The sequence below is a fragment of the Phyllobacterium endophyticum genome (assembly GCF_003010935.1).
GTDB classification, from domain to species: domain Bacteria; phylum Pseudomonadota; class Alphaproteobacteria; order Rhizobiales; family Rhizobiaceae; genus Phyllobacterium; species Phyllobacterium endophyticum.
Window position 1 is genome coordinate 210,112 of the sequence record NZ_PGGN01000005.1, and the last position, 22,551, is coordinate 232,662.

Annotated in this window: 23 protein-coding genes; 18 read left to right on the forward strand and 5 right to left on the reverse strand. The window is 57.9% G+C overall.

The window, feature by feature from the left end:
- Positions 1-304: 304 nt before the first annotated feature.
- The 5 genes from CU100_RS22660 to CU100_RS22680 all read left to right on the forward strand — a co-directional run bounded on the left by CU100_RS22660 (position 305) and on the right by CU100_RS22680 (position 4,701).
- Complete coding sequence (locus CU100_RS22660; protein WP_106718896.1) at positions 305-1,045, forward strand: response regulator; 741 nt, start codon at positions 305-307, stop codon at positions 1,043-1,045.
- On the forward strand, positions 1,042-2,376 hold the full coding sequence (locus CU100_RS22665; RefSeq protein ID WP_106718897.1) for an ATP-binding protein: 1,335 nt from the start codon (positions 1,042-1,044) through the stop codon (positions 2,374-2,376). Before CU100_RS22660 ends, CU100_RS22665 begins: the two co-directional genes overlap by 4 nt.
- A gap of 196 nt (positions 2,377-2,572) precedes the next feature.
- A complete protein-coding gene (locus CU100_RS22670; RefSeq protein WP_106718985.1) occupies positions 2,573-2,989 on the forward strand; it encodes an organic hydroperoxide resistance protein in 417 nt (138 codons plus the stop codon).
- Positions 2,990-3,131: 142 nt separating this feature from the next.
- On the forward strand, positions 3,132-4,184 hold the full coding sequence (locus CU100_RS22675; RefSeq protein WP_106718986.1) for an alpha/beta fold hydrolase: 1,053 nt from the start codon (positions 3,132-3,134) through the stop codon (positions 4,182-4,184).
- Between the two features lie 166 nt (positions 4,185-4,350).
- The gene (locus CU100_RS22680; RefSeq protein ID WP_106718898.1) at positions 4,351-4,701 is read left to right on the forward strand and encodes a hypothetical protein; all 351 of its coding nucleotides are present in this window, start codon (positions 4,351-4,353) and stop codon (positions 4,699-4,701) included.
- A 14-nt stretch (positions 4,702-4,715) separates the two neighbouring features.
- Here CU100_RS22680 and CU100_RS22685 read toward each other — a convergent pair whose 3' ends face one another.
- A complete protein-coding gene (locus CU100_RS22685; RefSeq protein WP_106718899.1) occupies positions 4,716-6,395 on the reverse strand; it encodes an FAD-dependent oxidoreductase in 1,680 nt (559 codons plus the stop codon).
- Positions 6,396-6,574: 179 nt separating this feature from the next.
- On the opposite strand from CU100_RS22685, the gene CU100_RS22690 reads away from it, so the two are divergent.
- The 13 genes from CU100_RS22690 to CU100_RS22750 all read left to right on the forward strand — a co-directional run bounded on the left by CU100_RS22690 (position 6,575) and on the right by CU100_RS22750 (position 18,039).
- Complete coding sequence (locus CU100_RS22690) at positions 6,575-6,946, forward strand: hypothetical protein (protein ID WP_106718900.1); 372 nt, start codon at positions 6,575-6,577, stop codon at positions 6,944-6,946.
- 363 nt (positions 6,947-7,309) lie between these two features.
- Positions 7,310-7,729 carry an HD domain-containing protein gene (locus CU100_RS22695; protein WP_106718901.1) on the forward strand — a complete coding sequence of 140 codons (420 nt, stop codon included), beginning with the start codon at positions 7,310-7,312 and terminating at the stop codon, positions 7,727-7,729.
- Between the two features lie 31 nt (positions 7,730-7,760).
- A complete protein-coding gene (locus CU100_RS22700) occupies positions 7,761-8,003 on the forward strand; it encodes a KTSC domain-containing protein (RefSeq protein WP_106718902.1) in 243 nt (80 codons plus the stop codon).
- 137 nt (positions 8,004-8,140) lie between these two features.
- Complete coding sequence (locus CU100_RS22705; protein WP_106718903.1) at positions 8,141-8,386, forward strand: hypothetical protein; 246 nt, start codon at positions 8,141-8,143, stop codon at positions 8,384-8,386.
- Between the two features lie 146 nt (positions 8,387-8,532).
- Positions 8,533-8,973, forward strand: coding sequence for a hypothetical protein (locus tag CU100_RS22710; protein WP_106718904.1), 441 nt, complete (start codon positions 8,533-8,535; stop codon positions 8,971-8,973).
- Positions 8,974-9,262: 289 nt separating this feature from the next.
- The gene (locus tag CU100_RS22715; protein ID WP_106718905.1) at positions 9,263-10,396 is read left to right on the forward strand and encodes a transporter substrate-binding domain-containing protein; all 1,134 of its coding nucleotides are present in this window, start codon (positions 9,263-9,265) and stop codon (positions 10,394-10,396) included.
- On the forward strand, positions 10,393-10,974 hold the full coding sequence (locus CU100_RS22720; protein WP_106718906.1) for an ANTAR domain-containing response regulator: 582 nt from the start codon (positions 10,393-10,395) through the stop codon (positions 10,972-10,974). Before CU100_RS22715 ends, CU100_RS22720 begins: the two co-directional genes overlap by 4 nt.
- The gene (locus CU100_RS22725; protein ID WP_106718907.1) at positions 10,974-11,822 is read left to right on the forward strand and encodes an ABC transporter permease; all 849 of its coding nucleotides are present in this window, start codon (positions 10,974-10,976) and stop codon (positions 11,820-11,822) included. Before CU100_RS22720 ends, CU100_RS22725 begins: the two co-directional genes overlap by 1 nt.
- A 1-nt stretch (position 11,823) precedes the next feature.
- Positions 11,824-12,744, forward strand: coding sequence for an ABC transporter permease (locus tag CU100_RS22730; RefSeq protein ID WP_106718908.1), 921 nt, complete (start codon positions 11,824-11,826; stop codon positions 12,742-12,744).
- 26 nt (positions 12,745-12,770) lie between these two features.
- Positions 12,771-14,390, forward strand: coding sequence for an ABC transporter substrate-binding protein (locus tag CU100_RS22735; RefSeq protein ID WP_106718909.1), 1,620 nt, complete (start codon positions 12,771-12,773; stop codon positions 14,388-14,390).
- A gap of 66 nt (positions 14,391-14,456) precedes the next feature.
- Positions 14,457-15,401, forward strand: coding sequence for an acetamidase/formamidase family protein (locus CU100_RS22740; protein ID WP_106718910.1), 945 nt, complete (start codon positions 14,457-14,459; stop codon positions 15,399-15,401).
- Positions 15,398-17,080 (forward strand): ABC transporter ATP-binding protein, encoded by a 1,683-nt coding sequence (locus tag CU100_RS22745; RefSeq protein ID WP_106718911.1) that lies wholly within the window; start codon positions 15,398-15,400, stop codon positions 17,078-17,080. Before CU100_RS22740 ends, CU100_RS22745 begins: the two co-directional genes overlap by 4 nt.
- 179 nt (positions 17,081-17,259) lie before the next feature.
- Positions 17,260-18,039: an alpha/beta fold hydrolase gene (locus tag CU100_RS22750; RefSeq protein WP_106718912.1), complete on the forward strand. Its 780-nt coding sequence runs from the start codon at positions 17,260-17,262 to the stop codon at positions 18,037-18,039.
- Between the two features lie 72 nt (positions 18,040-18,111).
- Here CU100_RS22750 and CU100_RS22755 read toward each other — a convergent pair whose 3' ends face one another.
- The 4 genes from CU100_RS22755 to repA form a co-directional block, all read right to left on the reverse strand.
- Positions 18,112-18,612: a metallophosphoesterase family protein gene (locus CU100_RS22755; protein WP_106718913.1), complete on the reverse strand. Its 501-nt coding sequence runs from the start codon at positions 18,610-18,612 to the stop codon at positions 18,112-18,114.
- A gap of 187 nt (positions 18,613-18,799) precedes the next feature.
- Complete coding sequence (gene repC, locus CU100_RS22760) at positions 18,800-20,101, reverse strand: plasmid replication protein RepC (protein ID WP_106718914.1); 1,302 nt, start codon at positions 20,099-20,101, stop codon at positions 18,800-18,802.
- Positions 20,102-20,260: 159 nt separating this feature from the next.
- Positions 20,261-21,220 carry a plasmid partitioning protein RepB gene (repB, locus tag CU100_RS22765; protein WP_106718915.1) on the reverse strand — a complete coding sequence of 320 codons (960 nt, stop codon included), beginning with the start codon at positions 21,218-21,220 and terminating at the stop codon, positions 20,261-20,263.
- 82 nt (positions 21,221-21,302) lie between these two features.
- Positions 21,303-22,502, reverse strand: a complete 1,200-nt coding sequence (repA, locus tag CU100_RS22770) for a plasmid partitioning protein RepA (protein ID WP_106718916.1) — start codon at positions 22,500-22,502, stop codon at positions 21,303-21,305.
- Positions 22,503-22,551: the final 49 nt, after the last annotated feature.

Sequence of the window (22,551 nt, forward strand, 5' to 3'; positions counted from 1 at the left end):
GCGCCAGGAACGTATCCCTCGTGTGTCTCGATTGACCTAAAACTGTAACGACGTGTTGGTTGGCGGCATGCCATTACATTTCGGTACAAACCCGACTTCGGTTACACCGCCGCTAAGACATAATTGAATGGTAATTGTTATCGTGATAATCAATTGCCGGCACACCGAGTGTGAAAGCAAAATTGTCAGCCAATGTATCCACTGTCCATTCGGATACATTGGCTGACAATTTTCTGGCTGATAACGGCCCGTCATCGGGAAACACCTGCTAAAGTCCCCCTATGTCAATGGAAGGCACTTTACGATGGATCACATCGACCATATCCTGATCGTCGACGACGATCGCGAAATTCGCGAACTCGTATCGAGCTACCTGAAGAAGAATGGCCTGCGCGTCACTGTAGCGGCGGATGGCCGTCACATGCGCTCATTCCTCGAGACGGACTCCGTCGACCTCATCGTTCTCGATATCATGATGCCCGGCGATGATGGCCTGGTCCTGTGTCGCGAATTGCGCGCAGGCAAGCACAAGGCCACCCCGGTACTGATGCTGACGGCCCGTAACGATGAAACCGATCGTATCGTGGGCCTTGAGATGGGGGCCGACGACTACCTGGCGAAACCCTTTGCTGCCCGCGAACTGTTGGCACGCATCAAAGCGGTTCTGCGCCGGACTCGCATGCTTCCTCCAAATCTGCAAATTACCGAGGTTGGTCAGGTGCTTAGCTTTGGCGATTGGCAACTAAACACGTCCGGGCGCCATCTCCTCGACCGCGAGGGAACAGCCATAGCACTCAGCGGCGCTGAATACCGCCTGCTTCGCGTCTTTGTCGATCATCCGCAGCGCGTGCTCAATCGCGACCAGCTGCTGAACCTCACGCAGGGGCGGGAAGCTGAACTGTTCGACCGGTCCATCGATCTCCTGGTGAGCCGGCTTCGCCAGCGGTTGCGAGACGATGCACGCGAACCGGCCTACATCAAAACGGTTCGCAGTGAGGGCTATGTCCTCGCAATGCCGGTTGAGATCACCGAGCTTCGCCAATGAAAGCTATCGCCGCGATCCGGCGGTCCTGGCCGTTCCCCCGTACACTGGGGACAAGGCTGTTTCTTATACTTCTTCTGGGGCTGATGATGTCGCAGGGACTGACGTTTACCGCACAGTTTCTAGAACGCCGCATGACGGCCAAGACAGTAATGCTAAATACTCTCGAGAATGATGTCGCGACTTCGATCGCAATTCTCGATCGCTTGCCCGCGCATGAGCGGGCGGAATGGCTCAAGCGTCTTGAACGGGATACCTACCGCTACGAATTGGGGACCGGCATTCCAGGTGTCGATGAACTGACCGACCAGGGTGCTGGAATCGCCGCCACGATCAGGCAGGCCGTGGACAAACGATATGCAATCAGGTTCCAATCCATACCCGGCGATGGCAAGCGTCTTCAGGCCCACCTGACCCTGAGCGATGGAAAGCCGCTGACCATCGATGTAAATCCCGCGCCGCCCATGCCTTTGGCGGCGTGGCTGCCATACGTGCTGGCGGTGCAGCTTGTAGTGCTCATCCTGTGTACATGGTTTGCGGTGCGTCAGGCCATCCGCCCTCTCGTAGATCTGGCCAATGCCGCGGACACGCTGGATCCGAACAAGATGGCGCCGCGTTTGAGCGAGACAGGCCCGAAGGAAGTCGCCTATGCGGCAACGGCATTCAATGCGATGCGCGATCGCATCGCTCACTACCTCGAAGAGAGAGTACAGATTCTCGCCGCAATTTCGCACGACCTGCAAACGCCGATCACCCGGATGAAACTGCGGGCGGAACTCGGGGAAGAGTCGCCGGAAAAAGAAAAGCTCGTGCAGGATTTGGCCGAAATTCAGCGTCTCGTCCACGAGGGAGTGGCCTATGCCCGCAGCGCCCACGGCAATACCGAGAAAGCGTCGCGGATCGACATAGACTCCTTCATGGAGAGCCTCGTTTATGACTATCAAGACACCGGCAAGGCGGTTGCACTAACGGGCAGGATCGAAACCGCCATTGTAACAAGGCCCCATGCCCTTCGCCGCATCTTCACCAACCTCATCGACAATGCACTCAAATTCGGCGGTACTGCCGGGATTACGCTGGAAAAGGATGCGCAAGGCTCGATCGTGGTCAAGGTGCTGGATCGTGGTCCCGGGATTCCCGAAGACCAGCTTGAAGCGGTTCTCGAACCATTCTTCCGGCTTGAGCAGTCCCGCAACCGTGGAACCGGTGGCACTGGGCTGGGATTGGCGATCGCCCAGCAGCTGACCTTGGCTATCGACGGAGCACTCAAACTCGAAAACAGGCCGGGGGGAGGATTGATCGCCGCGATATATCTGCCCAAGCAACCCAGGTGAGCTAGCATAATCAAGACATGACCGGCGCGCTCCACTGCCGCTTTTCGTATCAGAATGTAGGTGACCCGCCTTCGTTACACACTTCGTTGCAAATCCCCGGGATCCCGACACATGCGGGATACGCGCCCAAGCGCCTTATGCGGCAATGGCGATTTTCCAGCCATTGCCGATGCAATCAACCCTTGAAGGAGCCATGATGACCCAAGTCGAAAACGTGCTTTATACAGGCAGAACCCACACCACCGGGGGCCGCGACGGCGCCTCGCGTAGTTCCGATGGCCGTCTGGAGGTCAAGCTTTCCTCCCCCGGCACAGCGGGCAGCGGTACCAATCCCGAGCAGTTGTTTGCGGCTGGCTGGTCAGCCTGTTTCGAAGGTGCAATGGGACTTGCAGCCCGCAAGATGAAGATCGCCATCCCCGCGGATACTGCCATCGATGCGGAAGTCGACCTCTGCAATGCAGACGGCGCCTATTTCCTTCAGGCGCGCCTCAATGTCAGCTTGCCCGGTCTCGCGCGTGAGGTCGCGCAGTCTCTGGTCGATACCGCACACCAGACATGTCCCTATTCGAAGGCCACGCGCGGCAATATCGACGTGGTGATCAGCCTCGTGTAACACCCCGTCCAATCATCATCGGCGGCATGCAGCCTTTTCGATGGCAGCGACAGTCTCCGCTCGAGCACTGCCCGGATTGAACGGGCAGTGCATCCTGTTAACTTCACTTTCCCTACAAACTTCAGCCATGGGTGTTTTCAATATGTCCGAAGAGATCAACCATAATCGCCGCGGCTTTCTTGGCATGACAGCCATCACGCTCGCCGCGACGCAACTTGTCGTGCCCTTCGCGGCGAGCGCACAGACAGCCGAGCCGAGTTCTGGGAAGCTTCCACCCATCAGACCGGGGACCAACACATCCTTCGCCACGATCAAACAGATTGATGCCGGAACCCTAAATATTGGCTATGCCGAGGCCGGCCCGGCGGACGGCCCCGTTGCCGTTCTTCTGCACGGCTGGCCCTATGACATTCACAGCTTCGTCGACGTCGCTCCCTTGCTTGCCTCCCAAGGCTACAGGGTAATTGTCCCGCACCTTCGCGGTCACGGGACGACGCGTTTTCTTTCGGCGAGCACGCGGCGTCAGGCACAGCAGTCGGTGATCGCCGCCGACGTCATCGCCCTGATGGACGCTCTCAAGATAGACAGGGCAATCATAGCCGGCTTCGATTGGGGTGCGCGGACCGCCTGTATCGTGGCGGCGCTGTGGCCCGAGCGCTGCAAGGCACTCGTGTCCGTGAGCGGCTATCTCATCGGCAGTCAGGAATCCAACAAGAAACCCTTGCCGCCAAAAGCCGAACTGCAATGGTGGTACCAGTATTACTTCGCAACCGAACGCGGCCGCGCCGGCTACCAAGCGAACCGGAATGCTTTCAACCGGCTCATCTGGCAGACCGCGTCACCGAAATGGCAGTTCGACGACGCGACGTTCGAGCGAAGCGCTGCATCGCTGGAAAATCCGGATCACGTCGATATCGTCATCCACAACTATCGTTGGCGGCTGGGCCTCGCTGAGGGCGAGCCGCAATATGACGAACTCGAGGCCCGGCTGGCGAAGTTCCCGGTCATCGGTGTCCCTGCGATCACCCTTGAAGGCGACTCCAATGGTGCTCCGCACCCGGATCCTGCCGCCTATCGCAGCAAGTTCTCGGGCAAGTATACGCATCGGACCATCAACGATGGGGTCGGTCACAATCTGCCTCAGGAAGCGCCGCAGGCCTTTGCCGAAGCCGTCATTGAGGTTGATACTTATTGACCAAGGATGAGGAAGGAGCCTGCGGGCTGCGATAGGTTCCTCAGGCACCGGAAGCCAGTGCATTTTCCGCACTGGCGTCACATCTTCGTGGGTAACAATTTACCCGTTGTAAAACGAATGATCATCTGATTACGTGAGGAGGGGTGGCTGGACTTTTGGGGGAACCATGCCTTTTTCGCGGGCGGAACAACCGACCTATTCCTCGTCAGACTGGCAGATAATGGAGCATGCCTTCGCGCAGGCTTCGGCGCTGTTGAAGCGGCCGCACAAGACAGACCACCGGGCCAACCGGCTGGCCCGGACGGTCATGATGTTTTTCGACCGGGGAATGCGCGATCCGGACCTCATTGCAGCAGTTGCCGCAAACCGCGAAATCAGTCTCGAGTTCAAGGATAACGCGGAGCGCGGCCCAAGGGCTACGATGCGTGAGAGGGTGACTGCCGGGCAGATCGCGGCGGCCTTGAACGCCCCTTGTTGCGACGGCAGCGACGGCGAATGCCTAAGCGAAAAACCCTAGGTCTGCCCCGGCCGTCATAGTCGCGGGATCTGCTTCAGATACTGGTGAATCGCCTGCACGACCACAGAGCCCTCGCCCACGCCCGATGCCACGCGCTTGATTGAACCCGAACGAACGTCGCCTACCGCGAATATGCCTGGAGCCGAGGTTTCGAAGGGTGACCCGCTCGTGACCGTGCCGGCCATTATTCCAGTCTCGACAAATCCGGATTTATCCAGTTTTACGCAGCCCTTGAGCCACTCCGTATTGGGGGCGGCCCCGATCATCATGAATATGTTTGAAATGGGCCAGCTCTCACATTTACCGGTCATGCGGTTGGTCCAGGTCACGCTGGTCAAGTACCTGTCCCCGTCGATTGCAGATATTTCCGAATATGGATGAAGGGTAATGCGGTGGGACTTTTCTATCCGCTGGATAAGATAATCGGACATCGTTTCCTTCAGCCCCGGCCCGCGGACCACGATGTGCAGATGCCTGACCCACTGGGACAGGAACATCGCTGCCTGTCCTGCCGAGTTCCCACCACCGACAACCACCACCTCCTGCTGCTGGCACAACTGCGCTTCCATCGCCGTCGCCGCGTAGTGAATCCCCTGCCCCTCGAAGCGTTCGTAATTGGGCAGGTCAGGCTTGCGGTAACGGGCTCCGGTGGCCACGACGATAGCTTTCGCTGAAACTTTCTGGCCGTCATCAAGCACTGTGCGATAGGGCAGTTCGCTGCAGTCCACCGAAACGGCCATTCGGGAAATCGCCAGACGTGCTCCAAACTTCTGTGCCTGAACCTGGGCGCGACCGGCCAATGCTTGCCCGGATATACCGGTTGGAAACCCGAGGTAATTCTCGATCTTGGAGCTGGTCCCAGCCTGCCCGCCCGGAGCAACCCCTTCGATTACAATCGTTTTCAAACCTTCGGATGCTGCATAAACCGCGGCGGCGAGCCCTGCAGGTCCTGCACCTACGACCAGAACATCATAGACCTCGGCCGGATCGATGGCCTCAGTCAAGCCGAGTACATCTGCGAGTTCCTGTGTAGCCGGGTTCTGCAGGACTGACTTTCCCGGCGGTACGATCACGGGTAGGGACAAGGCGCAGATTTTCAAAGCTGCAACCATTTCGCCCGCATGCGGGTCAATATCCGAGTCGATCAGCCTGTGCGGGTAACCGTTGCGGGTGAGAAAACGCTGCAGCCTCAGAGTATCGGCGGAGTGTCCCGGACCTATCAGGACGACACCTGCCTGACCGTGTCTGATGAAACCGACGCGCCGGAGGATGAGCGCACGGGTGACAATCTCGCCGATATCAGGCTCGGCCGACATCATCCGCAGGAACGAACTCCTGTCCAGCCGGACAAGCCTCGAATCTTCGGCTGCCCGGGCGGTGACCAGATTTTCGCGATTGTTAAACAGGTCAAGTTCTCCTGTGAACTCCCGCTCTCCCTGGTGGGCCAGAACCCGGAGTGATCCGTCACCCGACGGGTCGAGGATTTCGATCGAGCCGGACTTTATCAGGAAGAAATCCGTATGACGCTCGCCCCGGCTGAACAGGATTGTGCCCTTGCTGACCTCGATCTCGGAACCAAACGCCGACACCCGGTCCATCATCTCTGGCTCAAGGCGCGGAAATGTCTGGGATCTGCGTGCATAAGGATCACTTGGATCCAACGAGACATCTGCACCAAACTCGCCCTGGTTCATGATCGGCACGCTTCCGTATGTGCTGGAGTAGGAACTGGACTATTATGGCCGTTTTACCGCGCAGTGAAAGCGGCCCATAAAGATTTCCCGCTCGAGAGTCGCGCCAATATCCACCGTCCAGCAGGAACCATTGCCCTGGAGATCGGTTTATCAAACAGGCACCGATAAAGGAGGATCCCATGAGGACGATTGTATCAGCTATCATGGCCGTAGCCGCGACTGCCTTACTATCTGGCACTGCTTTGGCCGCATGTCCCGACACAACGGGTTCTGTAAGTACTGACGCAAAGACTGGAATTTCAAAAGACGGCACCAAGGCCCCCTTGGAAAACAGCGCCAACACTCAGACTCAGACAGGTACTGCAAGCACTGGCACAACCACCAGCGACAGCAGTCAAGCGGGTTCGGTCGCGAAAGACGGCAAGACGATGCCGCTCGCCAACAAGGAAGGCGGCGGTGATCCCAACGTTGCAACCTCGCAACAGGATGTCGCCGCTCAGCAAAAGGGCGACCAGACCGCTATGGCAAAAGCCGAAGAGTGCAAGGATTAGATTGGTTGAGAGGCGGTCGCAGCCGCCTCTCACTTGTCTGGATGCCTCAAAGACCCGACAAAGAAATGGCGGCTACGCGCCGCCAGTATAAATGTGTCAGTACCAGCGTCCGCGGCCGTACCAGCCACCTCCGCCTAACAATAGCAATACAAGTACGATAATCAAAAGTGTGGTGAGATCCATAATCCGGCCTCCTGTAGTTTCGCGACCTCACACGCGTTCGGTCTGGTAATAATAACGTCGCCGCGCAACTTGTAGTTCCACGAGCTTGTCTTGAGTACGCGGAGGTGAAGGCAAAAACAAAAGGTTGCGGAACGCATTGGCTCTTCAAAAGGTTGATGATCTTTCAACTGGAGATGCAAAATGTCCATTCTGGAGCGCGCCATTTCAATTGCAGCCCGGGCCCATGCGGGTTATCTCGCCGATAATGGCGAGCCATACATCCTCCATCCATTGCGGGTTATGCTCTCGCTTCAGGAAGAAGACGAAAGAGTCGTCGCTGTTCTGCATGACGTTATTGAAAAGACCGGATGGTCCCAAGACGACCTCAGGACCGAGAATTTCCCCGATCACATTATCTCCGCCATCAACTCCGTAAGCCGCCGCCAGGGCGAAGATTATTTCGACTTCGTGCAGCGCACCCGGGAGAATGAACTCGGCAGGCGCGTCAAGATCGCAGACCTCAAGGACAATATCGCCAACGCAAGAACCAGCGCTGAGGATCCAAAGTCTGCGGACAAGCTCGCCAGATATGAAGAGGCACTGCATCGCCTCAAGCAGTGATAGCTGGGCAAAGCAGTTGTTGGAGCATACCATGCCTTCTACTGTGATAGAAAAGACGAGTTACGATGAAGCAGCCGGGATCCTTTCGATCTGGTTCGTGCCGAGCGGAAACCGTTACGATTATCAGGATGTTCCACCCGAGATTCATGCCGGGCTCCGCGCTGCCTATTCCAAAGGTCAATACTTCAATGCCGTCATCCGCGACCGGTTTCGCTGCCGCCTTGCCGAGAGGCGTCGGCACAGCATTGAGGCCGATCGCGGCGTTGCCAGGTGACTGTCTACTGGCGGACATCCCATTGACGCCACCCTAACGCGGGCATTTTAATACTATCCGTCGCGGGACCTCCTATCGGCACACTCGTGATTGAGAGATACAACGTGCTCCCGCCGTAAGACACGCGGGAGAACAATATGACCCGTCGAAACAGAAAAGTTTTTTATTCCAGCGAAGACTGGAATCTCATGCAGAACGCGCTGGTGAAGGCATCCGAACATTTGCACCGCGGTCCAGACCATGAATATGCCAACAGGCTCGCCCGCCGGGTGATGACACTCTTCGACCAGGGCTTGCGCGATGAAGAGATCATCGCATTGAATGCCGCGCACCAGGAACGATTGATTGCCAGGATCGGAGCCCTGCGCCACGGGGTAGCGTGAGCATCCGCCGTTCGAGTGCGCACGTTTTCGTGATCTGTACAATCGAGGCTGGAACGTGATTGGACTTACCTACCCATTGGAGTCACTTTAATTCGGGGTTTTATATTGGATGGGCGGACCAACTATTGTCAAAATAGGAGGCCAAGATGAAGCATCAAGCTCTCGAACAACTGCAGATCCTCGCAGAGGTCGATCAGGACTATCCCCGTCAAACCTTGACACGCAGCCAGCGGCTCGAACGTTGGGCTCAGCTCCTCGAACAAAATCCTGAGCGACGCCTCTCCACGTTGCACCAGACCGAATATCAACCGGCCAGCCAACGTTCCGCCATGCGCGGGGACAGCACGCCGATCTCGGTCGCGTTCGATGACCCTGTTCTGCGCGCCGCCGGTCTGGAAAATGACAGCTATGGCGAAGCAAAGCGCTTCTTCCAATTGAGCGACCGGCAGTTGCACAACGTCATCTGCTATTGCCATTTCGGAGCGACGGTGAATGCGGCAACCGCGGCCTACTATATTCGCAGGCTAGTACCCAAAGCGGGCCAGCGTGGGATTTTTTCCCGGCTGCGAGATATGTTCGTCGGTTAACAGGCTGTGCGTTCATGTGGTTCTAAGCCAGTCACGGCTCGCCTCTGGAGGGCGGCCGTGGATAAAGCGTATTGGCTTCCAAACCTGCGCAGCTATCAGGGGAAGTTTCTCATCTTGAGTCCTAATGCCGCTTGACAAGGATTGCTGCCGGTAATTTAATCGTGCCTGCAGATTGAGCATAGCATCTGCAATCACATGACTTCGATGGTCGATGGGCAGTTTCGCCCCATGACGCCCCGTTCTGGACGGGAGCAAGCGTCGTGGGGCTTTTGGTGTTGGTAGTGTAGCAATGGACGCTGTGAAGATCGGCATTCTCTATTCGACGACCGGACCCTACGGGGCGATGGGGCGAGAGTCCCGCGACGGTGCCGAATTCGCCTTCGAAGAACTGCGCGACACGCATGGCGATTTGATCCAGCCGGTTTACATCGATCCCCACGGAAACATCCCTGAATATCTCGACGGCGCTCGTTCGATGCTTCGTGATTGCGGGTATCGTCATATTGTCGGAACGATTACGTCCTTGGCGCGCAAGGAAGTCATCCCGCTGGTGGAGAAGCACGATGGCCTACTTTGGTACATGTGCCCCTATGAAGGGTTCGAGGCGAACGAGAACGTCATTTATACCGGCGCCTGCCCCAACCAGCATCTTATCCCGCTGTTCGACTATCTCCTCCCCCGTTACGGCAAGCGGCCGTATCTTGTCGGCGCCAATTATGTCTGGGGCTGGGAGATGAACAGGCTTTCCCGCGAACTCATAAACGAGGCGGGCGGCGAGATTCTCGGCGAGCGCTACCTGCCTTTCGAGGAAACAGCCGTCGAGAGGATCATCGACGATATCGAGCAGCGCCGCCCGAGTTTTGTTCTGAGCAATCTGATCGGCCCGGCGAGTTATGCTTTCCTGAAAGCCTTCAAGGAGCTCGGGGATCGCGATCCGGCATTCAAACCCGAACGTTGCCCGGTCGTCAGTTGCGATCTGACGGAATGCGAGCTCGGCGAAGTCGGCCCAGGTGTTGCTGCAGGACAATTGTCGGCTGCATCCTATTTCGACAGCCTCAACTCGGCGGAGAATCTTGCCTTCAAAGCGCGTATCACCAGGCATTTCGGAGCGGGGCGACGCATTTCCAACTTCTTCGCCAGCGCGTATTCGGCTGTAAAAATGTGTGGCGAGGCCATCCTGGCGGCCGGGACGGACGACCCGCAAACAGTTCGCCGCAGATTGTCGGGAGCACCCCTGTCGACGGTGCATGGCGATATCCGGATCGACGCCGAGACGAATCATGCGGCACTTCCGTTTCACCTCGGCCGCATTACGGCAGATAATGGATTCGAGATCATCGCCTCGCGTCCCGCAATTGCGGCCGATCCCTATCTGACGGGACGCCGCAGGCGTTCAGCGCCAAAGTTGCGGATCGTGTCATGAAGGAAACACCGAACTTCACAGGCTGGCGCGCTACCATCCTGCATCGTCCGGAAGCGGCGACGGAGAGGCTGACGCGGCAGTTGAGGCTTTTGGGATTCCGCGTGACAGTCCAATGGGCGCCCCTCGATGCGGTAGTACTCCCGGATGTCGTTCTGGTCGATGCCGATCAGGGCTGGGATGAGCTTTTGCCGTGGAACGGCGCCGATGCCCCCCTGCCGGTTGTCGCTCTACTCGGATCCGAAGCGCCGGGCCGCATCGCCTGGCTCATGGAACAGGGCTCATGCACGATCATATCCAAACCGGTCACCGCGTCCGCGGTCTATCCGGCACTGGTGATGGCCGTGAGCATCTACAAGGAGCGGCAGGCGGTTCGATCCAGGTTGCAGCTTCTTGAAGAGCGCGTTCGTCTTCGCCCGCTGGTGCATGCCGCGGTACAGAAAATCATGGAGGCGCGCCAATTGGACGAGGAGCAGGCCTACAAAATATTGCGCGCCCGTGCGATGCAGAAAAGGCTCCCGATGGAGCAGGTTGCAGCCTCTATCGTTGGCGGCGCAGAACCCCTGCCGGAGGCCGGTTGATGCGGGTCCTCAAAGCCATGTTGCGCCAGCCCGCCGCGCTTTTTGGGCTCATCGTCGTTTTCGCAGTTCTGGCAATGGCGATCGCCGCGCCCCTCATTGCGCCTTACGATCCGGATAATCAGATGTTCGACGGACTGACGCTCGAGGGTGCTCCCATGCCGCCGAGCAGCCAGTTTCTCCTCGGAACGGACACGCTGGGGCGCGATCTGTTTTCGCGCCTGCTATTTGGTGCACGCACATCTCTGGTCATCGGACTCGTCGCCAATGGAATTGCGGTCGCGGTAGGATTGTTCGTCGGCATCCTGTCCGGCTACCTGCGCGGCATAGTCGGTGCACTGCTCATGCGTTTCACGGACCTGATGATGGCGTTTCCCGCTCTTCTTCTCGCCATCGTGCTCGCGGCCCTGCTTCGGCCCAGCCTGTGGATTGTGGCCATGGTCATTGCGCTCGTGAACTGGGTGCAGGTCGCCCGCATCGTCTACACGGAAACCCGGGGGCTGGTCGAAAGGGATTTCATCCTCGCGGAACGCTCACTCGGTGCCGGGCACTTCCGCATCCTGTTCGTACATATTCTCCCGCATCTCATGCCGACGGCAATCGTGTGGGGAACGCTCGGCATCGCAACGACCGTGCTACTGGAAGCGACGCTTTCGTTTCTCGGCATCGGGGTGCAGCCGCCCCAGCCGTCCTGGGGCAATATCATCTTCGAGAGCCAGAGCTATTTCCAGGCCGCCCCATGGCTCGTGTTCTTTCCCGGCGCAATCATTCTCTTGACGGCTTTGTCGTTCAATCTTGTCGGTGATGCCCTGCGGGATATCCTTGACCCGACCCAGCGGGGGCGCGGCTGACATGGCATTTCTCATTCTACGCCGCCTCGTGCAAACCGCTCTGATCCTGCTTGGCGTTGCGGCGATCACCTTCCTGTTGCTTTATGCCCTCCCGGCTGATCCGGCGCGGATGATCGCCGGGCGCAGTGCGACGGCCCAAACGGTCGCCAATATCCGCCGCGAACTCGGTCTTGATCAACCACTCCTCGTTCAGTTCTGGGCCTATCTGCAGGGTATCGTTCACGGCGACCTCGGCCGCTCGTACGCGCAGAAGACGGATGTTGGCGCGCTGATAGCTGCTCGGATCCCGGCAACGCTCCTCTTGATGGCGGCGGGGATACTTGTGGAAGTCGTCCTCGGGCTTACGCTCGGGATCATGGCGGCGCTTCGCCGTGGCGGCCCAGTGGACAGAGTCGTGATGATGGCGTCCTTTGTCGGTGTCTCCGCGCCGCAATTCGTGGTTGCCCTGCTGCTTCTGTATATTTTTGCAGTCACGCTCGGCTGGCTGCCTATGAGCGGTTTCGGCACAGCCGCCCATGTCGTCTTGCCGGCCGCAACGCTCGGCATCCTTGGCGCCGGGTGGTACGCGCGCATGGTGCGCTCGGCGATGATCGACGTTCTCAATCAGGATTATGTCAGGACTGCCCGCGCAAAGGGTTTATCGTCCGCACGCATCGTCCTGCGGCACGCCCTGCCGAACGCACTCCTCCCCATCATCGCGATGATCGGTATCGATATCGGCCAGTTCATGGGCGGTGTCGTGGTCGTTGAAGCCGTTTACGGGTGGCCGGGCATCGGACAACTCGCCTGGCAGGCGATACAGCAGGTCGACATCCCGATCATCATGGGCGTGACGCTCGTGTCGGCCCTGGCCATCGTCCTGGGCAACCTCATCGCGGACATCATTGCACCGCTTATCGACCCGCGCATTCGTGCGCAATGACTTCAACAAGCAAAAAGGGGAACACAATGTTCAAACGCTGGCTTCGAAACACATCAATTGCGACGCTAATGGCGCTAGCGCCGCTACCCTCCTTCGCACAGGATACGCCGCGACAAGGTGGCGATATCATCGTCACCTACAAGGACGACATCGCAACGCTGGATCCGGCCATCGGTTATGACTGGGTCAACTGGTCGATGATCAAGAGCCTTTACTCCCGGCTGATGGATTATGAGCCGGGAACGGCAAATCTGGTGCCCTCGCTCGCCGAAACGTTCGGAGTCTCGGATGATGGCCTGACTTATACATTCAAGCTCCGCAAGGGTGTGAAGTTTACCAACGGCCGCGAGGTGGTGGCTTCCGACGTGAAATATTCGATCGAGCGTGCCGTCAACCCCAAGACCCAAGGGCCCGGCGCTGGCTTCTTCGGCTCCATCAAGGGATACGAGGAGGTGACGGGTAGCAAGACGACAACGTTGGAAGGCGTCGAGACACCGGATGACGCAACCGTCATCTTCCACCTCTCCCGTCCCGATGCGACTTTCCTTCACGTCCTTGCCATCAACTTTGCTTCCGTTGTTCCGCATGAAGCAGTCGAGGCTGCGGGTGGTGACTTCGGCAAGAAGCCTGTCGGCTCCGGCACCTTCATGCTCAAGGACTGGACCATCGGACAGCGCCTCGTGTTTGAGCGCAATCCCGATTATTTCGTCAAGGATATGCCGCATATCGACAAATTCACGGTCGAGGTCGGTCAGGAGCCGCTTGTGGCACTTCTTCGGCTGCAAAAAGGCGAAGTGGACATCGCCGGCGATGGCATACCCCCTGCAAAGTTTCTCGAGATCAAGAATTCGCCTGACGGCCCGAACATGATCGTCGATGGCCAGCAACTCCACACCGGCTACGTCACGCTCAATACCAGGGTCAAGCCGCTCGATAATGTGAAGGTTCGCCAGGCGCTCAACATGGCTGTCAACAAGGATCGCATCACGCGTATCCTGAACGGTCGCGCGACGGCTGCCAACCAGCCGCTTCCGCCTTTGATGCCCGGCTATGACAAGAGCTACACCGGCTACGCCTATGACGTGGAAAAGGCCAAGGCACTGCTGGCCGAAGCGGGTTTCCCGGACGGTTTCGAGACAGTTCTCTACTCCACCAACACGGATCCGCAGCCGCGCATAGCACAGGCGATCCAGCAGGATTTGGCGGCAGTCGGTGTAAAGGCCGAGGTTCGCGCGCTGGCGCAGGCCAATGTGATTGCTGCGGGCGGAACGGAGGGTGAAGCACCCATGATCTGGTCCGGCGGCATGGCCTGGATTGCAGACTTTCCGGATCCATCCAATTTCTACGGTCCGATCCTCGGCTGTTCAGGCGCTGTTGCCGGTGGCTGGAACTGGTCCTGGTACTGCAATCCGGATATCGACAAGCGTGCTGTTGCTGCGGATTCAATGTCCGATCCGGCCAAGGTGGCCGAACGCTCAGGCACATGGGGCAAGATATTCACCGACATCATGGCCGATGCTCCGTGGATTCCGGTCATCAACGAGCGACGCGTCGTTGCAAAATCCCTGCGCATGGGCGGTGCCGACAACATCTACATCGATCCAACGCGCGTCATCAATTACGACGCGATCTACGTGAAGCAATAATCGCTTTCGTACGACCCCGGGGCGTGACGGTCCCGGGGAATAAACCTAAATCCCTGGAGAGCTGCCATGTGCATTGCCTGCACCCACACCATTCACCGCGCCAGACATCACTTCGGCTGGAGCCGTGACTTCGAGCCTGCTCTTGTCGCCAAGGCGGGCGAGACAATTCACTTTGAATGTCTGGACTCCTCCGGTGGTCAACTCGGCAAGGGCGCCACGCTCGAAACCCTTTCCAACCTCGACTTCGGCAAGATCAATCCGGTCACGGGTCCAGTTTACGTAGAGGGCGCAATGCCCGGCGATGCGCTTAAGGTCACACTTCGCCGGTTCATACCCTCGGGCGTCGGCTGGACAGCCAACATTCCCGGGTTCGGCCTGCTGGCGGATCAGTTCATGGAACCAGCCTTGCACATGTGGACCTATGATCCGGTGGCCATGACGCCGTCGCTTTATGGCCCCGGCGGGCGTGTTCCCCTTAAGCCGTTTGCCGGGACGATCGGCCTTGCTCCTGCCGAACCGGGGCTCCACTCCGTCGTCCCGCCGCGGCAGGTCGGCGGCAATCTGGACATTCGGGATTTGACAGCGGGTGTAACGCTTTATCTTCCGGTGGAAGTCGAAGGTGCACTCTTCTCCATTGGCGACACGCACGCGGCACAGGGCGACGGCGAAGTTTGCGGAACTGCCATTGAAAGCCAGATGGAGGTCGAAGCCACCATCGAACTCGTTAAGGACGTGCGTCTGAAGAGCCCAAGGTTTACAACGACAGAGCCGGTAACGCGCCATCTTGATGGTGCAGGCTATGAGGTCACGACGGGTATCGGGCCCGATCTCATGACAGGCGCGCGCGAAAGCCTGATGCGCATGATCGACCTGCTTGGGGCGGAACACGGAATGAGTCCGATCGACGCCTATCTACTCTGCTCGGTCTGCGGCGATCTGCGGATCAGCGAAATTGTCGATGCGCCCAATTGGGTAGTCTCGTTCTATTTCCCGAGGATCGTGTTCGCGTGAAACTCTACACGACAGCGTCCACCCCGGTCCTCTCGATACGCGATCTGTGCGTGGATGCCCGCACGCCCGAAGGCAGGCGGCGCGTACTCCAAGACGTCAGTTTTGACCTCAACCCGGGCGAGACATTGTGTATCGCCGGGGAATCCGGCTCCGGCAAATCCGTTACGTCCCTATCGATCATGCAACTGCTGCCAAAGGCCTCGCTCCAGATCGCTTCGGGCAGTATCAAGCTTGGCGATCGCGAGCTGACGAATCTATCGAATCACGCGATGAGAAGCGTTCGCGGCGGCGATATAGCCATGGTTTTTCAGGAACCGATGACGTCGCTCAATCCCGTGATTTCAATCGGTACGCAACTGACCGAAGCCATCCGCGAACATCAGGGAACCGAAGCAGGCAAGGCCGAGGCGATAGCGCTGCAAATGCTCGACGCGGTTCACATCACCGAGCCGATCCGGCGGCTGACCCAGTATCCGCACGAACTCTCCGGCGGCATGCGGCAACGCGTGATGATCGCAATGGCCCTTTCATGCAGGCCAAAGGTGCTTTTAGCCGATGAGCCGACTACCGCGCTCGACGTCACGGTGCAGGCGCAGATTCTCAAGCTGATGCGCGAACTCAAGCGGGAATTCGGTGCGTCGATCATCCTGATCACCCATGATATGGGTGTCGTTGCCGAGATGGCAGACCGCGTCGCCATCATGCAGAACGGCCGCATCATCGAGCAAGGCAGCACTCTCGCGTTATTCGAGCGTCCGAAGGAGCTCTACACAAGGCAACTGCTCGCTGCAGTGCCCCGCCTTGGTGCCCATGCCGGCACTGATGGTCCGCCGCGGGTAAGTCCTCAAGCGAAACCTGCGGACGTACCCGCCCCATCACCGGTGCTCGTCGTGCGGGATCTAAACGTCACCTATGGCAGTCCGGCACGCTGGCTTTTCAAGGGAAACCCCTCTGTCTCTGCCGTCGCAGATGTTTCGTTTGAACTCCGTTCCGGCGAAACACTCGGACTCGTCGGTGAGAGCGGTTCCGGAAAATCGACCACCGGAAAAGCTGTTCTCGGTCTCATCCCGTTCACGGGTGCGGTTATGATAGGCGGTCAGAACATTGCCGGGCTCGGCGCTCGCCAGATGCAGCCCATCCGCCGGACGGCTCAGATGATCTTTCAAGACCCCTATGCTTCGCTCGACCCGCGCATGGCAGTCGGCGCAGCCATCGCAGAGCCATTGATCATTCATGGTCTCGCCGACAAGGGAGAGCGCGACGATCGCGTGGCGGAACTGTTGCGGCGTGTTGGCCTGCTGCCCGATGCAGCGAGCCGCTACCCGCACGAATTCTCCGGTGGTCAGCGCCAGCGCATCTGCATCGCCAGGGCTCTTGCCCTTGAGCCGAAGCTCATCGTTGCGGACGAGAGCGTCGCCGCACTCGATGTCTCCGTGCGGGCGCGTGTTCTCGACCTGATGCTCGAATTGCAGGAGACGATGGGCCTCGCCTATCTATTCATTTCGCATGATATGGCCGTTATCGAGCGAATGTCGCACAATGTCGCCGTCATGCGATCCGGCCGGATCCTGGAGATGGGGACACGGCGTGAGGTGTTCGAGAATCCGAAGGACGAGTATACGCGGGCCTTGATGGCTGCAGTTCCCATTCCGGACCCGCGTGACCGCCAGCTCGTCTGAGCGCTTGGCCGGCTTCGTCTTCTTTCCAGCCAGCCCGCAGGTCACCGCCCTCACCCATCGGAGTTGCCGACGCCGGTTCACACAGGAGTGATAATGGCATACGTGCAAACCGGCTTGACACCATTCGATTGTTTCGATAATCCATTGCGTGCAATCTAATTTCTGAAAGTGGGATCATCATGCGAAAATTACTGGTCGGATTGGCGTCAGCCGTCCTTGTGGCATCAGCCTCCTTCGCCTCGGCAGCAGAATCAAAACCGACGATCGTTCTGGTGCACGGCGCATTTGCTGACGGGTCGAGCTGGAATGGCGTCATCGGGCGGTTGGAGAAGGATGGCTATTCCGTTGTTGCGGTTGCCAACCCCCTGCGTAGTGTCAAATCGGATGCCGACTACGTGAGGCGCATCGTTACGGGACTGAAGACAGATGTCGTGCTGGTCGGGCATTCATATGGGGGCTCTGTCATCAGTGAAGCTGCCGATCAGACTCCGAACGTACGTTCTCTCGTCTATGTTGCAGCGTTTGCTCCGGACGTCGGCGAAAGCGCAGGTGGGCTTTCTGGCAAGTTCCCTGGCAGCACGCTCGGTCCGACGCTCGCCCCACCGGTCGAACTACCGGGCGGAGGAAAGGATCTCTATATTCAACAGGACAAATTCCATGATCAGTTTGCCGCCGACGTTTCCAAAACCGATGCCAAACTCATGGCAGCGGCGCAACGTCCGGTTACCGAAGCTGCGCTGACGGAAGTGGCGACAGCCGCCGCGTGGAAGAAGATACCGAGTTGGTCTGTCTATGGCGACGCCGACAAGAACATTCCCCCACAAGCGCTCGCTTGGATGGCCGAGCGGGCTCATTCAAAGGATACGGTCGTGGTCAAGGGCGCGTCCCATGTCGTTATGCTTTCCCACCCCGACACCGTCGCCAAAGTGATTGAGGAAGCCGCGGCAACCTCCCGCTAGTTCCGGCACCAGCAGTTACGGCAAAGGCGAGCCTGTCAACTCCGTGGCATCGGACTAGCCTTTGTCGCTGCATCACGCCTTTCCGCGCGGCGCTGCTAGAATTTCGGCGAGGCTCACCGGCCGAAGATGTTGAGCATCCACCCCCACGTCAAACTGCCGCGGCATAGGCTTCAATCTTCCGTGCGAGTGGCCGTGCAGGTTGATCGATTTCTTTCCCATCTGGTTCCATGTTCGAAACGGATAATGGCACAGGATGAGCAATCGACCGTCAATGGTCAGTTCCGCATAGTGGTGTATGCTCGACCAGCCCGCTAGGCCGGTCGTTTCCACCGGATCATTGTTACCCACGATCAAATGCTTCCTGCCCTTCAGGCGCGGCAGTATATTCTCAGCCACGCCTGGTCGCTTCGACGCGAAATCACCGAGATGCCAGACATCGTCTTGCGGCGAGACCGTCTCGTTCCACAGTGCGATCAGAGCAGCGTCGTGTTCTGCCATATTCGGGAAAGGCCGACGATCGATACGCAGCACCCGCGCATCACCGAAATGCGTATCCCCTGTGAAATAGTCCATCTTCCGAGCAACCTGTGCTGGGGGCGGCAACCGCGTTTTGGCTGAAATGCCACGCGCCCTGTTAGTGACTTGTTTAGGTTAATATTTTCTCGCATATGGCAGCTAAATAGGCTTTCGCTTCGCCTCGTGCGACAGCGCCGGAGCGAACGAGCCATTTCTTATCTGCTCATGCGTAAAACCGAAGCTCTCACTCACCATCTCCTTCATTCGGCGGGACCAACTGGACATGAGTGCCATTCGCCCTGAGCTGCGCCAGAAGCATCGGCCAGACAGAGAACTCGCCCCTACTTGCCTTGTCGGTTAGCGTTCTGATGTAGCCACCAGCCGAGTTGATCTGGTCCGCCCGTTCAAGGATACATGCGATAGCAATGGCCGCATTCTCCTGTCCAAGAATATCACAGGCCTCTTCATAGGCCGAGGGGCTGACACCAAGCATAGCGCGAACCACGACGGCCGCTCCCATCAAATCCGACCATTTCATGATGCCGTTTTTGGCATAAGCCGCGATCTCCGGACATGCCTGGCGGACAAGTCCCAGCGGAACCGGCTTCGCCTCGGCAATCTCCGCGTTAGCGGATGGCGACCCTGCCCTAACCGGTGTGAACCCCTGTCGTGTCGCATATGGTGCATTTATCTCAGCACCGCTCTCGGATAGTTGGCCTTGGTCTTTTCTAAAGCCAGGTTCAAGATCAGATGAGTGTTGTGTATTTGAATTTTGTTTGTGGCGCTCAAAATGAGACTCTTTGGCGCTTATTTTTTGAGTATTCAGCGTTACTTCCAGAAGGTTGCATATCTCCAGCTGCACACATTCGAGCGCATCCACTACCGGCTCAAGATCATTTATCCCCGCCTGGCGCGGGATATTGTCGATTACCGCACGGAACCGCTTATACTCAGAGCTCCAATCGATATGCGGCAATTCTTCGTGCCCGAGTTCAACAAGCTTGACAATGTCCCTCCGCAAGAGCGTGACACGTTCCTTCATGAGCTTCAATTGCAGCCGTTCCGAGCGTACCTGTTCCGCCATCATTTCGAACTCGGCAGCGCGCGAAACGAGTGGCGCCAAGGAAAATCCGAATGCCTCGGTCCCCTCCCCTGCCCTCGCCTTGCGGGCATAGCGCTTGCCATTGGGACTATCCTTCCGGAAAATCAGCCCGGCCTCGACGAGTGCGCTCAGGTGCCGCCGCAGCGTCGCCGGCGCCATGCCGTGCGAGCGGAGCGACAGCTGGACGTTCGACGGAAAAACCACAAGGCCATTCGTCTCGCAGAGTGCCGGCTGTGGATGAAACGTCAAAAGTGCGTTGAGTACTACCAGTGCCCGGTCGGATATTCCAATCAGCGCCCTCGCCTCACAAAGGCTGCGGAACAGCTTCCATTTGTCGATGGACGCCTGCGGATCGATTTCCCGTGCCTGTGCCTGTGTTGCCAGCATGCCAAGCGACAGCGATCGCCGCCCAAAGGGCGTCGTGAACGCATTTCCTGTCTGCATTGTCTCTCACCTTTCTCAAGGCAAAAGAAATCCGCTCGCCTGAACGACGCCAAAAAGTCTTGACACTGATTCGGGGAAATGCGATTCTCGATCCTGCTAGAGATATGAGAGAAGCCTTCCGAGACAGCGATGTTGAGGTGGGCTTTTTTCTTTTGCGGATTAATCTCCCGGTTTGGATGACTGGATTTCCTGGAAGGCCCGGTAGAGCTCATCCAGATGATCGGTAATATATGCACCGAAGCGCGAGGCATTCTTCGCCTTCAACGCAAGGGTAAAAGCCTTGCCACTATCCTTGATCGCAGCGTTGACGGATTTATCCTTTGCCGCCCAAGTTTTCGACGCCGCTGCACCGGAACTCACAGTGCGTTTCGATTTGGCGAGGAAATCCGAAACTTGGGAGAAACGGGCATCGCCTGTCTCCGCCGCAAAGTCATTGGACATCACAAACGCCAGTGCCTTGTCTGCATTACCTGGCACCTGCATCAGCTTGGACAATTGCCACCAACGATCCCTCCCCGTCGCCTTGGCCGACCCAATGGCCAGGATGACGGCTTCGGGTACATGGGAAGCAACGGACTGCATCTTGGAGAAGGTCGTGGCATCAAGCGCCAGCGCCGACTTGATGACCGTTTGATCGTAACCAAGATCGGCAAGGCGTTTGGCAAACAGCGTGCGCTCAATGAATGAGAGATTCGAGCGGGCGGCATTCTCCTGACCTTGCGCGATCACATGGTCCTGGTCCGCCATCGGCTTGACCACCGCGCGAACCTGCCTGCCAAGCGCTCTCGCAACCTTGACGCGACGATGTCCGAATACAACTTGATAGCGGCCGGGTGCTGAGGGATGCGGACGGACCAGAATAGGAGAGTCTTGCCCCCGCTCTTTGACCGCTGCAAGCAGCTCCTGAAACGCTTCATCGTCATCATCGATCCGGTCCGTAACGAAGGAGCCGTCAATGATCTCCGGATCAAGTTCGACAACACTGCCCTTGGCGAGTTCCTCGAACGAGCTCTTGATCGAACGCGAGGCTCCGCTCACCACGTAGGACAAAGCCTCGTTCCGTTCCGCCCGTGCAGGCGCCGGGTTCATAACACTGCTGAATATGTCCTTACGGGCCATCTATCTGCTCCCGTCTTTGCGCAATAGCTTGATCTCCAACGAGAAAACCGAAGTTTTTACCGCAGTAAAACAACACGTCATGTCAGCGCCCCCAAGCCCTGTGCACAAGCGCCGTAATTTCCGCATTCACGGAATCCAGCGCTTCGATTGCACGTTCATAGGTTGTTCTGGTGAAGCTGGTCTTTTCAACCTCGTAAAGTGTCTGCTTGGTCAGACCGGCATCGGAAATGGCGGTCGACTTCAGCATGGGGTTGGCAAGAATTTCCTCGGCGAGCATGGACTGCATGAAGCCGACCATCTGCGCCTGCGGAATATCGGTCGGTTCATATCTGGTGATGAGATAGCGGAACCAGTCCAGCTCCACGCGTGCACCCGCTTGCTTGACAGTTTTAAGGATGCCGCCAAGCATCAAGAGGAATTGCGACATAGACATAAGATCGAGCATCTGAGGATGCACGGTGATCAGCACCGAGGTTGCCGCCGACATCGCAGTGAGTGTCAGATAACCGAGTTGCGGCGGGCAATCGATCACGACCACATCATAGCGGTCATCGACTTCCTCGAGCGCACTTGCGATACGGGTGAAGAACTGCCTGCCGTCGCGCGAGGCCTTGTCCTGCATGGCGAGCGGCGTGTCATACTCGTATTCCTGCAATTCAAGATTGGCCGGAATAATATCAAGTCCAGGGAAATTCGTCGGGACGATGACCTCAGCGATCGGTTTGCGCTCGTCGTCATAACGGATGGCTTCGTAGAGCGACAGGTTTCGATCAAGCTCCGGCTGAAAACCGTGCAGCGCCGATAGCGACGCCTGTGGATCGAGATCGACGGCCAGGACGCGATGACCCGTCAACGCCAAATATTGCGAAAGATGCGCCGCAGTGGTGGTCTTGCCCGATCCACCCTTGAAATTGACTACGGCAATAACTTGCAGCTTGTCCCCGGACTTGCGATGCGGAACATATTTCTTGACCTCGGTGCGACCGTTGCGGTCGAGATAATGCCGAAGTTCCAGCATCTGCTCCGCCGTATAGGAGCGACGCCCCGAGGAAGCTTGAGCAGGGACGGGACCCTTCCCCTCGAGATGCAGGCGCTTGAGATTGTTCTGCGTCACGCCCAGATAGTGCGCGACCTCCGCCATGGAAAACTGCCGCAATGTCTTCTTCGCATTCGGGGGGAATTTTTCCATCCGAAGCTGATTTAGCCTGCGCGAGATCTCCGCGCCCTGATCGAGTATCTTGTCATCGAACTCGAACTTGGGCAGAGGTAGTGCGATATTCATCGGAGTCGAAACCTCTAATAGCGCTTTTTCAAAGCAATCCTTTTAAGAA